This is a genomic window from Pantoea graminicola (genome assembly GCF_048452665.1).
Classification (GTDB): Bacteria; Pseudomonadota; Gammaproteobacteria; order Enterobacterales; family Enterobacteriaceae; genus Pantoea.
This window is the reverse complement of the sequence record NZ_JBLWSJ010000002.1, coordinates 452,759-464,814: the sequence shown is the minus strand read 5'-3', so window position 1 is coordinate 464,814 and position 12,056 is coordinate 452,759. Positions and strand designations below refer to the sequence as shown.

At 57.8% G+C, this 12,056-nt stretch carries 13 protein-coding genes; 12 read left to right on the top strand and 1 reads right to left on the bottom strand.

Annotated elements, in window-relative coordinates; translation table 11 throughout:
• The 12 genes from truA (at position 1) to hisP (ending at position 11,063) form a co-directional block, all read left to right on the top strand.
• Positions 1 to 804, top strand: a complete 804-nt coding sequence (gene truA / locus ACNY69_RS06110) for a tRNA pseudouridine(38-40) synthase TruA (protein ID WP_111140450.1) — start codon at positions 1 to 3, stop codon at positions 802 to 804.
• Positions 805 to 833: 29 nt separating this feature from the next.
• Positions 834 to 1,496, top strand: a complete 663-nt coding sequence (locus tag ACNY69_RS06105; protein ID WP_111140451.1) for a DedA family protein — start codon at positions 834 to 836, stop codon at positions 1,494 to 1,496.
• Between the two features lie 144 nt (positions 1,497 to 1,640).
• Positions 1,641 to 2,555, top strand: a complete 915-nt coding sequence (gene accD, locus ACNY69_RS06100) for an acetyl-CoA carboxylase, carboxyltransferase subunit beta (protein WP_111140452.1) — start codon at positions 1,641 to 1,643, stop codon at positions 2,553 to 2,555.
• A 94-nt stretch (positions 2,556 to 2,649) separates the two neighbouring features.
• The gene (gene folC / locus ACNY69_RS06095; protein ID WP_418797592.1) at positions 2,650 to 3,918 is read left to right on the top strand and encodes a bifunctional tetrahydrofolate synthase/dihydrofolate synthase; all 1,269 of its coding nucleotides are present in this window, start codon (positions 2,650 to 2,652) and stop codon (positions 3,916 to 3,918) included.
• Positions 3,908 to 4,696, top strand: a complete 789-nt coding sequence (dedD, locus tag ACNY69_RS06090; protein WP_418797590.1) for a cell division protein DedD — start codon at positions 3,908 to 3,910, stop codon at positions 4,694 to 4,696. Before folC ends, dedD begins: the two co-directional genes overlap by 11 nt.
• Before the next feature lie 263 nt (positions 4,697 to 4,959).
• Positions 4,960 to 5,445 (top strand): colicin V production protein, encoded by a 486-nt coding sequence (gene cvpA / locus ACNY69_RS06085; RefSeq protein ID WP_111140455.1) that lies wholly within the window; start codon positions 4,960 to 4,962, stop codon positions 5,443 to 5,445.
• A gap of 37 nt (positions 5,446 to 5,482) precedes the next feature.
• Positions 5,483 to 7,000 (top strand): amidophosphoribosyltransferase, encoded by a 1,518-nt coding sequence (gene purF, locus ACNY69_RS06080; protein WP_111140456.1) that lies wholly within the window; start codon positions 5,483 to 5,485, stop codon positions 6,998 to 7,000.
• A gap of 112 nt (positions 7,001 to 7,112) precedes the next feature.
• Entirely contained in the window at positions 7,113 to 7,682 is a 570-nt protein-coding gene (locus ACNY69_RS06075) for a UbiX family flavin prenyltransferase (RefSeq protein WP_293772011.1), read from the top strand.
• Positions 7,683 to 7,941: 259 nt separating this feature from the next.
• Positions 7,942 to 8,724 (top strand): lysine/arginine/ornithine ABC transporter substrate-binding protein ArgT, encoded by a 783-nt coding sequence (gene argT / locus ACNY69_RS06070; protein ID WP_418797587.1) that lies wholly within the window; start codon positions 7,942 to 7,944, stop codon positions 8,722 to 8,724.
• A gap of 158 nt (positions 8,725 to 8,882) precedes the next feature.
• A complete protein-coding gene (locus ACNY69_RS06065; protein WP_111140459.1) occupies positions 8,883 to 9,572 on the top strand; it encodes a histidine ABC transporter permease HisQ in 690 nt (229 codons plus the stop codon).
• Positions 9,565 to 10,281 carry an ABC transporter permease gene (locus ACNY69_RS06060; RefSeq protein WP_293772006.1) on the top strand — a complete coding sequence of 239 codons (717 nt, stop codon included), beginning with the start codon at positions 9,565 to 9,567 and terminating at the stop codon, positions 10,279 to 10,281. The genes ACNY69_RS06065 and ACNY69_RS06060 overlap by 8 nt, the downstream gene beginning before the upstream one ends.
• An 8-nt stretch (positions 10,282 to 10,289) precedes the next feature.
• Positions 10,290 to 11,063 (top strand): histidine ABC transporter ATP-binding protein HisP, encoded by a 774-nt coding sequence (gene hisP, locus ACNY69_RS06055; RefSeq protein WP_111140461.1) that lies wholly within the window; start codon positions 10,290 to 10,292, stop codon positions 11,061 to 11,063.
• Positions 11,064 to 11,098: 35 nt separating this feature from the next.
• Here hisP and ACNY69_RS06050 read toward each other — a convergent pair whose 3' ends face one another.
• Positions 11,099 to 11,998 (bottom strand): TIGR01777 family oxidoreductase, encoded by a 900-nt coding sequence (locus tag ACNY69_RS06050; protein ID WP_367395660.1) that lies wholly within the window; start codon positions 11,996 to 11,998, stop codon positions 11,099 to 11,101.
• Positions 11,999 to 12,056 lie beyond the last annotated feature (58 nt).

Sequence of the window (12,056 nt, the reverse complement as noted above, 5' to 3'; positions counted from 1 at the left end):
ATGTCAGAAGGTCAGACGCACAAACTGGCGCTCGGCATCGAGTATGACGGCAGCCACTACTATGGCTGGCAGCGTCAGAACGAAGTCCGCAGCGTGCAGGAGAAGGTGGAGCGCGCCCTGTCGAAAGTGGCTGACCATCCGGTCAGCATTTTCTGCGCGGGCCGGACCGATGCGGGCGTGCATGGAACCGGGCAGGTGGTGCATTTCGACACCACCTCGCAGCGACCGGATGGGGCCTGGACGCTGGGCGTCAACGCCAATCTGCCGCCGGATATTGCAGTCCGCTGGGTAAAGGCGGTGCCGGACGATTTCCATGCCCGTTTCAGCGCCACGGCGCGACGCTATCGCTACCTGATCTACAATCAGCGCCTGCGTCCGGCGGTGCTGGCGAAGGGCGTGACGCATTTTTATCATCCGCTGGATGCGGAGAAGATGCATCGCGCCGGGCAGTGCCTGCTGGGCGAGAATGATTTCACCTCGTTCCGCGCGGTGCAGTGTCAGTCACGCACGCCGTGGCGCAACGTGATTCACCTCAACGTCACGCGCCTGGGCGCTTACGTGATTGTGGATATCAAAGCCAACGCCTTTGTGCATCACATGGTGCGCAATATCGTGGGCAGCCTGATGGAGATAGGCTGCGGCAATCAGCCGGAGTCATGGATGGCAACGCTGCTGGCGGCGAAGGATCGGACATTAGCTGCAGCCACAGCCCGGGCAGAGGGGTTATACCTGGTGGCGGTGGATTATCCATCGCACTTTGCGTTACCACAGCCGCCGATGGGACCCTTGTTCCTCGCGGATTAATTCACTTTCAGGACTTTAAAGGGCGCGCTATGGAGTTTCTCCATTTTCTGGTTGATTTTATTTTGCACATTGATGTGCATCTTGCCGAACTGGTTGCGCAGTACGGTGTCTGGATTTACGCTATTTTGTTCCTGATTCTGTTCTGCGAAACCGGACTGGTGGTCACGCCGTTCCTGCCAGGTGACTCGCTGCTGTTTGTCGCGGGCGCGCTGGCGGCGCTGCCGGGCAACGATCTCAATGTGCACCTGATGGTGACATTGCTGGTGGTGGCGGCCGTGCTGGGCGATGCGGTGAACTACACCATTGGCCGTCTCTTCGGTGAGCGGTTGTTCAGCAACCCGAACTCGAAGATTTTCCGTCGCAGCTATCTGGATAAAACCCATGCGTTTTACGCCCGTCACGGCGGAAAAACCATTATCCTGGCGCGTTTTGTACCGATTGTCCGGACTTTTGCGCCGTTTGTGGCCGGAATGGGCCATATGTCTTATCGCCACTTCGCGCTGTTCAACGTGACGGGTGCGCTGTTATGGGTGCTGCTGTTCTCCTATGCCGGCTACCTGTTTGGCGATCTGCCGGTGGTACAGGAAAACCTGAAGCTGCTGATTGTGGGCATTATCCTGGTCTCTGTTCTGCCGGGTGTGATCGAAGTCTGGCGTCATCGCCGTCAGGCTAAGCAGCAGAAGCTGCCATAACGTTTCGCTCAGGGGTAAGACCAGATTTTTATCCACAGTCTGAACAGGTTGTGGTTTAATGAGCGACATTTACCGTCTGCTGAAGCGGTTTTCAGCAGTATCAAGACGACTGGACCAGGTCAGTTTTAAACAGAAAGGTCATCAATGAGCTGGATTGAACGCATTCTTAATAAAAGCACCACGACGCCTGCGCGCAAAGCTAGCATCCCGGAAGGGGTGTGGACGAAGTGTGACAGCTGTGGACAGGTGCTGTACCGCGCTGAACTGGAGCGCAATCTTGAGGTCTGCCCGAAGTGTGACCACCACATGCGTATGCATGCCCGTGAGCGCCTCGGCAGTTTCCTCGATCAGGGCACTATGGTTGAGCTTGGCAGTGAACTTGAACCCAAAGATCTGCTGAAGTTCCGTGACTCGAAAAAGTATAAAGATCGTCTGGTTGCAGCGCAGAAAGCGACTGACGAGAAAGATGCGCTGATCGTGATGAAAGGTCAGCTGCACGGCATGCCGGTTGTGACAGCCGCCTTTGAATTTGCCTTTATGGGCGGCTCAATGGGCTCTGTCGTCGGCGCCCGTTTTGTCCGTGCCGTTGAGCAGGCGCTGGAAGATAACTGCCCGCTGATCTGCTTCTCCGCCAGTGGTGGCGCACGTATGCAGGAAGCACTGATGTCGCTGATGCAGATGGCGAAAACCAGTGCGGCGCTGGCAAAAATGCAGGAGCGCGGTCTGCCTTACATTTCTGTGCTGACCGACCCGACCATGGGCGGCGTCTCCGCCAGTTTTGCTATGCTGGGCGACCTCAACGTCGCGGAACCGAAAGCGCTGATCGGCTTTGCCGGTCCACGCGTTATCGAGCAGACCGTGCGTGAAAAACTGCCGCCGGGCTTCCAGCGCAGTGAGTTCCTGATTGAGAAGGGCGCGATCGATATGATCATTCGCCGCCCGGAAATGCGCTACAAACTGGCGAGCCTGCTGGCAAAAATGATGAACCTGCCGGCACCGCTGCATGACGGTGAACAGTCCGTTCCTGCGACGACTGAATCGGAAAGCAACGAGGCCTGACAGGAGATAGAGAGGCACGCCCGTCGTGCCTCTTACCAATGCACCGTATACCGCAGCATCAGTCTGACGGGTATCAATAAGCAAAACGGGACATATGGACAATCTTCACCTTCCTCAAGCCACGTCGCCTTTGGCCGCGTGGCTTTATTATCTTGAGCACCTGCATACTCAGGCTATCGAACTGGGTCTGGACCGTATTCGCCAGGTGGCACAACGTCTCGACCTGCTGAAACCCGCCCCTTTCGTCTTTACCGTCGCCGGAACCAACGGCAAGGGCACCACCTGCCGCACACTGGAAGCGCTGCTGATTGCCGCAGGCTATCGCGTGGGCGTCTACAGTTCGCCACATCTGGTGCGCTACACCGAACGCGTCCGGGTGCAGGGTGAGGAGCTGAGTGAGGCGCAGCACTGCGCCAGCTTCGCGGAGATCGACGCCGGACGTGGCGAAATCTCGCTGACCTACTTTGAATTTGGCACGCTCTCGGCGCTGAACCTGTTCCGCCAGGCGCAGCTCGATGTGGTGATCCTCGAAGTCGGTCTGGGCGGACGGCTGGATGCCACTAATATTGTGGATGCCGATGTCGCCGTCATCACCAGCATCGCGCTGGACCACACTGACTGGCTTGGCCCGGATCGCGAAAGCATCGGGCGCGAAAAGGCCGGTGTCTTTCGAGCCGGCAAGCCGGCCGTCGTCGGCGAAGCCGATATGCCGCAGAGCATTGCCCGCGTTGCGCAGGAAAAGGGCGCGCAGCTGCTCCAGCGCAACATTGACTGGTCATGGCATGCGCAGGCCGGGAGCTGGTCGCTGCGCGACGCGATCGGTGAACTGAACGATCTGCCACTGCCGCAGGTCCCGCTGCCGAATGCGGCGACCGCGCTGGCGGCGCTGCGGGTTTCCGGGCTGACGGTCAGCGAGGCGCAGATCCGCGCCAGCCTGCCGCTGGCGATGCTGCCGGGGCGCTTTCAGACCCTCAGCGAGTCACCGCGCGTGATTCTGGATGTTGCTCACAATCCGCACGCAGCGACCTATCTGGCGTCGCGACTGGCGGCGCTGCCGAAACAGGGCAAAGTGCATGCCGTTGTGGGCATGCTGCATGATAAAGATATCGCCGGTACGCTGGCGGCGCTGGTACCGGTCGTCGATGCCTGGTACTGCGCGCCGCTGGAAGGACCGCGCGGCGCTACGGCTGAGCAGCTGCTGGATGCGCTGCCGCAGGGCGAGGCGTTTGGCTCGGTTGAGCTTGCCTGGCAGCAGGCACGTCAGCGTGCCGCGCCGCAGGATATTGTGCTGGTCTGTGGTTCATTCCACACCGTAGCACAGGTCATGGAATCGATTAAAACGGAGAAAGGACGTGGCGAGTAAGTTTCAGAACCGTTTAGTCGGTACCATTATTCTGGTGGCCGTGGGCGTGATTGTGCTGCCCGGCCTGCTGGATGGTCAGAAAAAGCATTACAAAGAGGAGTTCGCCGCCATTCCGCTGGTGCCCAAACCCGACGATCAGCAGGATAGCGAGATGGTGCCGCCGGTCACGCAGTCGTTACCGGCTCAGCCGCCGGAAGGCGCGGGCAGTGCGGTCAGCAGCAGCAACAGGAGTAACGCTACGGCGGAGCAGGGGCGGACGCAACCTGAAGAAGAGAGCGAGCCGGTTGTGGTGTCGCCACCGCCTGTGCATCAGTCTGTGCCTGCACAGACGGTGACGAAGCCGAAAGCGGAAGAGACGCGCAAGCCCAAAGTGACCGAGCAGACGAAGCCGAAAACGGTCGAGCAGCAGAAGCCAAAAACGGCAGAGCAGCCTAAACCGAAGCCGGTCGAACAGCCAAAAGTGGTGGAGCAGCCGAAGCAGGAGCAGCCGAAGCAGGAAGAACCGCCGAAAGCCGCAGAGAGCACGGCCCCGGCAGGGCAGGCTTACGTTGTACAGCTGGGTGCGCTGAAGAACGCCAGCAAGGTGAATGAGATCGTCGCGCAGCTGCGGCTGTCGGGCTACCGCGCCTTTACCGTGCCTTCCACGCCGGTACAGGGCCACATCACCCGCATTTATGTGGGACCGGATGCCTCCAAAGCCAAAATGCAGAGCGCGGTGGGCGAGCTGAAAAGTATCTCCGGGCTGGGCGGCGTCGTGAAGCCGTACAGCGCACGCTAAGGGATCATTGACGCTGCCGATAGCAGTAACAGGCAGCGTCTTTGCGCCGCCAGACTCACCGGTTAAGCCGGTCTCTGGTCTGAAAATATGAAGATTTTCAACGGATTGTCTGGCTGAAAATCACCCGGGCGATGGTCTTTTTTTTCATCGCCCTTTTTATGGATGCAGAAAAAGAAAACCGCTACGCAAACGTTTTCTTTTTCTGTTAGAATGCGCCCCGAACTGGATGCAGGGGTGCAATTGCACTGGCGCTGGAAAAGTTCATGATCTGGATTGATTACGTCATTATTGCGGTAGTTGGTTTTTCGGCTCTGGTCAGCCTCGTTCGCGGGTTTGTCCGGGAAGCCTTATCTCTCGTTACCTGGGGATGCGCGTTTTTTGTCGCCAGTCATTACTACGCCTACCTTGCAGTCTGGTTTACAGGCTTTGACGACGAACTGGTTCGTAACGGTATCGCCATCGGTGTGCTGTTTGTGGCTACCCTGATTGTGGGGGCTATCGTGAACTACGTTATCGGCTCGCTGGTGGAAAAAACCGGCCTGTCGGGAACCGACCGGGTGTTGGGCGTCTGTTTCGGGGCGTTGCGGGGTGTGCTGATCGTAGCCGCTTTGCTGTTCTTCCTTGATACATTCACTGGCTTTTCCAGAAGTCCGGACTGGCAGCAGTCCCAACTCATTCCCGAGTTCAGTTATATCATCAGGTGGTTTTTTGATTACCTGAAAAGCACGTCGAGTTTTTTACCCCGGTGATGTGACCGGGAGTGCGGCTTAATGAGGAAATGACAACATGTGCGGTATTGTCGGTATCACCGGTTTCATGCCGGTCAACCAGTCGATCTATGACGCGTTAACGGTGCTCCAGCACCGCGGGCAGGATGCCGCAGGCATTTGTACTATCGATGCGCTGAAATGTTTTCGCCTGCGAAAGGCAAACGGCCTGGTCAGCGACGTTTTCGAAGCACGCCACATGCAGCGTCTGCAGGGCAACATGGGGATTGGTCACGCGCGGTATCCCACAGCGGGAAGCTCCAGTGCCTCTGAAGCGCAACCTTTCTACGTAAACTCGCCGTATGGTATTACCCTGGCGCACAACGGTAACCTGACTAACGCCCATGTGCTGCGTAAGCACCTGTTCGAAAAGGGCCGTCGTCACGTTAACACCACATCAGATTCTGAAATCCTGCTGAATATCTTTGCGCAGGAGTTAGACCGTTTCCAGAACGACCCGCTGGAAGCCGACAACATTTTTGCGGCGGTCGCCGCCCTGCATCAGCAGGTGCGTGGCGCCTACGCCGTCGTCGCAATGATTATCGGTCACGGTATGGTCGCCTTCCGCGATCCGAACGGCATCCGTCCGCTGGTGCTGGGTAAGCGCGTCATCGCCGACGGCCGCACCGAATACATGGTCGCCTCCGAGAGCGTGGCGCTGGATACGCTGGGCTTTGAGTTCATTCGTGACGTGGCACCCGGCGAAGCGGTCTATGTCACCGAGCAGGGCCAGCTCTCGACCCGCCAGTGTGCGGAAAACCCGAAGAGCAATCCGTGCCTGTTCGAGTATGTCTATTTTGCCCGTCCTGACTCTTTCCTGGACAAAATCTCGGTCTACAGCGCCCGCGTTCGCATGGGCACCAAGCTGGGCGAGAAGATTGCCCGCGAATGGGAAGATCTTGATATCGATGTGGTGATCCCGATTCCGGAGACCTCAACCGATATCGCGCTGGAAATTGCCCGTATTCTCGACAAACCCTATCGTCAGGGCTTTGTGAAGAACCGCTACGTGGGCCGTACCTTTATCATGCCAGGTCAGCAGTTACGCCGCAGCGCGGTGCGCCGCAAGCTCAACGCGAACCGTGCCGAATTCCGTGATAAAAACGTGCTGCTGGTGGATGACTCGATCGTGCGCGGCACCACCTCCGAGCAGATTATCGAGATGGCGCGTGAAGCGGGCGCGAAACGGGTCTATCTGGCCTCTGCGGCCCCGGAGATCCGTTTCCCGAACGTCTACGGTATCGATATGCCGAGCGCCACCGAACTGATCGCACACGGTCGTGAAGTGGAAGAGATTCGTCAGCTGATCAAAGCCGATGCGCTGATCTTCCAGGATCTGGACGATCTGATCGAGGCGGTGCGTGAAGAGAACCCGGAGATTGCCCAGTTTGAGTGCTCCGTGTTCAACGGCGTCTACGTCACCAAAGATGTCGATCAGCAGTATCTGGAGTATCTCGAATCGCTGCGTAACGATGATGCCAAAGCGCTGCAGCGTCAGAACGAGGTCGAGAACCTTGAGCTGCACAACGAAGGCTGATGCGGTGTTAAGCCGGGTCGCATAGAGCAGGGCGGGAGCAATCCCGCCCTGTTTGTTTTCAGAATCCCGCTGGCCGCGTATGATGGCGCACTGGCAGACATAAGGTTGGACTATGAAACGACTCATCATTGGCATCTCTGGCGCAAGCGGGGTGATCTACGGCGTGCGCATGCTGCAGGTGCTGCAGCAGGTGGAAGGGGTGGAAACGCATCTGGTCATGAGCAACGCGGCGCGTCAGACCCTGGGGCTGGAGAGCGACTATTCGCTGCGCGATGTGCAGGCGCTGGCCGATGTGGTGCATGACGTGCGCGATATTGCAGCAAACATCTCGTCCGGCTCGTTTAAAACCCTGGGCATGGCGATCTTACCCTGCTCGATGAAAACGCTGTCGGGCATCGTACATAGCTACAGCGATTCGCTGCTGACCCGCGCCGCTGATGTGGTACTGAAAGAGCAGCGCAAGCTGGTGCTGTGCGTGCGGGAAACTCCGCTGCACGTGGGACACCTGCGGATGATGACGACCGCGGCAGAGCTGGGGGCGATTATCATGCCGCCCGTGCCGGCGTTTTATCACCGTCCTGAAACCATCGACCAGCTGATCGATCAGACCGTAAACCGGGTCATCGACCAGTTTGATATTGAACTGCCGGAAGATCTTTTCACGCGCTGGCAGGGTGCATAAAGTTCCGCTGGCGCACTTATTTAGTGCATAAGCGCGCCACGGATCACTCTTCGTGCATTTGATGCACCAAAAGTTAACAACGTCGCTTTTTCTCTTTTACTTCGCTGCTATATTCCCCTCACAAACACAGCGTTTTCACCTGTCTGACATCACGCTAACTGCGTGGATTACTTGCAGAACTGGCATGAAACATGCAGATTAATTTGCGCAAGCACATCATGAACCACATAACAAAAAGCACTTTACTTGAGGGTAATCTATGAAAAAGCGTGTTCTGGCTCTTTCCCTGATGCTGGGCTTATCCAGTGCTGCCAGCGTTTTTGCGGCGGTACCGGGTTCCATCCGTATCGGCACAGACCCAACTTACCCACCGTTTGAGTCGAAAAACGCGCAAGGCAAGTTAGTGGGCTTCGACATCGACCTCGCTAACGAAATCTGTAAACGCATTCATACCCAGTGTACCTACGTGGAAAGTGACTTTGATGCGCTGATCCCGTCGCTGAAAGCGAAGAAAATCGACGCCATCATCTCCTCACTCTCGATCACCGCCAAACGTCAGGAAGAGATCGCCTTCTCAGAAAAACTCTACGCGGCAAATGCGCGTTTAGTGGCACCGAAAGGCTCTAAAATCGAACCGACCATCGAGTCGCTGAAAGGGAAAAATATCGGTCTGCTGCAGGGCACCACGCAGGAAACCTATGCCAATGAGAACTGGCGGCCAAAAGGGGTGACCATCACGCCTTACGCCAACCAGGATCTGGTTTATCAGGATCTGAATGCCGGACGTATCGATGCGGCCTTCCAGGATGAAGTGCAGGCCAGTGAAGGTTTCCTGAAGCAGCCGGTCGGTAAGAACTACGCGTTCGCCGGTCCTGCCGTGAAAGATGACAAGATTTTTGGCGTCGGCACCGGCCTGGGTCTGCGTAAAGATGACAGCGAGCTGAAAGCGGCCATCGACAAAGCGTTTACTGAAATGCGTAAAGATGGCACCTACGACAAGATTGCGAAGAAATACTTCGACTTTAATGTGTACGGCGACTAACCATCCTGTCGCTTTATCCGCTCTGCAGTACGCCGTTCTGCCCGCCTGAGCCGCTTCGCTCAGGGCAGAGGGTGTCTGCAACCACGAGATAGAGCTAAACTGCCCGTCGGACGCTGGCGGGCAGCGTTTCGTTTTCACCCCACGACAGGACCCTCTCGATGCTGTATGGCTATTCTGATGTAATTCTTCGGGGCACCCTGGTGACGCTGGAGCTGGCGCTGACCTCTGTGCTGCTGGCAGTGCTGCTGGGCCTGATAGGCGCTGGCGCAAAACTGTCGCGCAACCGGCCACTGGCGTTCGTCTTTGAAGGCTACACCACGCTGATTCGCGGCGTACCTGACCTCGTACTGATGCTGCTGATCTTCTATGGTCTGCAGATTGTCCTCAACCAGGTTACCGATGCGCTGGGCATGGCGCAGTTTGATATCGACCCGATGGTGGCCGGTATCATCACGCTCGGCTTTATCTATGGTGCCTATTTTACCGAAACCTTCCGTGGCGCCTTTATGGCGGTGCCGAAAGGGCAGATCGAAGCGGCCACCGCGTTTGGCTTTACCAGCGCGCAGGTGTTTCGTCGTATTCTGTTCCCCGCCATGATGCGCTATGCGCTGCCGGGGATCGGCAATAACTGGCAGGTCATTCTGAAAGCCACCGCACTGGTTTCGCTGCTGGGGCTGGAGGATGTGGTGAAGGCGACCCAGCTGGCAGGCAAAAGCACCTGGCAGCCGTTCTACTTCGCCATTGTCGCCGGTGTGATCTATCTGGTGTTTACCACCCTCTCCAACGGGGTGCTGTGGTGGCTGAACCGGCGCTATACCGTCGGCGTGAAGAGGGCGAGTTATGATTGATATTATTCAGGAATACTGGAAATCGCTGCTCTGGACCGACGGCTACCGTTTTACCGGCGTCGCCATCACCCTGTGGCTGCTGATCCTGTCGGTGACGCTGGGCGGATGTCTGGCGATTCTGCTGGCGATCGCGCGGGTTTCGCCTAACCGCTTTATCAGTTTTCCGGTCTGGCTTTTCACCTACGTGTTTCGCGGTACGCCGCTCTATGTGCAGCTGCTGGTGTTCTACTCCGGCATGTATACGCTGGAAGTTGTGAAGGGCTCGGAACTGCTGAACGCCTTTTTCCGCAGCGGACTGAACTGTACGCTGCTCGCGTTTACGCTCAATACCTGCGCCTATACCACGGAAATCTTCGCGGGAGCGATTCGCTCGGTGCCCCACGGCGAGATCGAAGCGGCGCGGGCCTACGGCTTCTCCACCTTTAAACTCTATCGCTGCATCATCCTGCCCTCGGCGCTGCGGACGGCGCTGCCGGTTTACAGCAACGAAGTGATCCTGATGCTGCACTCTACGGCGCTGGCCTTTACCGCCACGGTGCCGGATCTGCTGAAAATCGCGCGGGATATTAACTCCGCAACCTATCAGCCGTTTACCGCTTTTGGTCTGGCGGCTGTGCTCTATCTGATTATCTCTTACGTGTTGATCAGCCTGTTCCGCCTGGCGGAACGCCGCTGGCTGGCTCACGTGAAACCCTCTTCATCGCATTGAGTAGAACTATGGCTGACAACAAATTAAGCGTCACCGAATTGCATAAGCGTTACGGTGAACATGAAGTGCTGAAAGGGGTCTCGTTGACGGCTCAGGCGGGCGATGTGATCAGTATCATTGGCTCGTCCGGTTCAGGGAAAAGTACCTTTTTACGCTGCATCAACTTCCTCGAAAAACCGAGTGAAGGCGCCATCGTGGTCAATAATCAGCAGATCACGCTGGTACGCGACAAAGATGGCCAGCTCAAAGTGGCGGACAAGGAGCAGCTGCGGGCGTTACGCACCAGCCTGACCATGGTGTTCCAGCACTTTAATCTCTGGAGCCACATGACGGTGCTGGAGAATGTGATGGAAGCACCGATTCAGGTGCTGGGGCTGAGTAAAGCGGACGCGCGTGAACGCGCCATACGCTATCTGGATAAAGTGGGCATCGATGCGCGCGCCCAGGCGAAGTATCCGGTGCACCTCTCAGGGGGCCAGCAGCAGCGCGTGTCGATTGCGCGCGCGCTGGCGATGGAGCCGGAGGTGCTCCTGTTCGACGAACCGACCTCTGCGCTGGACCCGGAGCTCGTCGGTGAGGTGCTGCGTATCATGCAGAAGCTGGCGGAAGAGGGCAAAACCATGGTGGTTGTTACCCACGAGATGGAGTTCGCCCGTCACGTCTCCAGCCATGTGATTTTCCTGCATCAGGGCAAAATCGAAGAGCAGGGGCCGCCTGCCGAGCTGTTCGGCAATCCGCAAAGCCCGCGTTTACAGCAGTTCCTGAAAGGGTCGCTGAAGTAAGCCACTGCCCGCGTCGGATCGGCGCGGGCAGAAGCTTAAGCCTTCACCACATCCTGCAGCGCCTCCTGCAGATCGTACCAGCGGAAGCCAAAACCAGAGGCTTCCAGCCGCTTTGGCAGCACATGCTGTCCGCCCAGCACCAGAACCGACGACTCTCCCATCATCAGCTTAATGGCGCTGGCCGGCGTGCGCATAAAGGCCGGACGATGCATTACCCGGCCCAGCGTGGCGGCGAACTGCTCATTGCGCACCGCGTAGGGCGCGACCATGTTGAACGGGCCGCGCAGATCGTCATGATCCAGCAGCCAGAGGATGGCGTTGACCATATCATCCAGATGGATCCACGGCATATACTGCTTGCCGCTGCCGAGCGGGCCGCCGATCCCGAGCTTAAAGGGCAGTTTCATCCTGCTGAGCGCGCCACCTTCGGGGGCCAGCACGACGCCGGTGCGCAGCAGGCAGACGCGGGTTCGTTCGCTCTCCGCCGCCAGCGCAAGCTGCTCCCAGCGGGCGCAAAGCTGATGGGTAAACTCATCGTGACCCTGATCCTCTTCCGTCAGCACCAGATCGCCGGTATTGCCGTAATAGCCGGTCGCCGATCCTGAGATCAGTACGGCGGGCGGCGTACTGCTGGCGTTGATCAGGGAGGCGATCTGCTCGGTGATCTGCCAGCGACTCTCGCACAGTTGCTGCTTGTGAGGCTCCGTCCAGCGTTTATCGGCGATCGGTTCGCCCGCCAGATTAATTACCGCATCGATATTATTCAGGTCCGGCTGCTGTGCCAGACCGGACCAGAGCGCGACCTGATCGCCCAGTTTCTCACGCGCGCTGACCACATCCCGCGTCACCACGCTGATCTGATGCCCCAGCTGCTGCAGGCGCGGAATCAGGTGACGGCCAATCAGTCCCGTGCCACCGGTAATGAGAATGTGCATGTTGCGGCTCCCTTGATGTTTTTGTTATTTGCACCTTTCAGCATAGAAGAGTCGTGCC

Coding starts and splice junctions, on each gene's coding strand:
- truA (WP_111140450.1), top strand. CDS start 1: ATGTCAGAAGGTCAGACGCACAAACTGGCGCTCGGCATCGAGTATGAC.
- ACNY69_RS06105 (WP_111140451.1), top strand. CDS start 834: ATGGAGTTTCTCCATTTTCTGGTTGATTTTATTTTGCACATTGATGTG.
- accD (WP_111140452.1), top strand. CDS start 1,641: ATGAGCTGGATTGAACGCATTCTTAATAAAAGCACCACGACGCCTGCG.
- folC (WP_418797592.1), top strand. CDS start 2,650: ATGGACAATCTTCACCTTCCTCAAGCCACGTCGCCTTTGGCCGCGTGG.
- cvpA (WP_111140455.1), top strand. CDS start 4,960: ATGATCTGGATTGATTACGTCATTATTGCGGTAGTTGGTTTTTCGGCT.
- purF (WP_111140456.1), top strand. CDS start 5,483: ATGTGCGGTATTGTCGGTATCACCGGTTTCATGCCGGTCAACCAGTCG.
- ACNY69_RS06075 (WP_293772011.1), top strand. CDS start 7,113: ATGAAACGACTCATCATTGGCATCTCTGGCGCAAGCGGGGTGATCTAC.
- argT (WP_418797587.1), top strand. CDS start 7,942: ATGAAAAAGCGTGTTCTGGCTCTTTCCCTGATGCTGGGCTTATCCAGT.
- ACNY69_RS06065 (WP_111140459.1), top strand. CDS start 8,883: ATGCTGTATGGCTATTCTGATGTAATTCTTCGGGGCACCCTGGTGACG.
- ACNY69_RS06060 (WP_293772006.1), top strand. CDS start 9,565: ATGATTGATATTATTCAGGAATACTGGAAATCGCTGCTCTGGACCGAC.
- hisP (WP_111140461.1), top strand. CDS start 10,290: ATGGCTGACAACAAATTAAGCGTCACCGAATTGCATAAGCGTTACGGT.
- ACNY69_RS06050 (WP_367395660.1), bottom strand. CDS start 11,998: ATGCACATTCTCATTACCGGTGGCACGGGACTGATTGGCCGTCACCTG.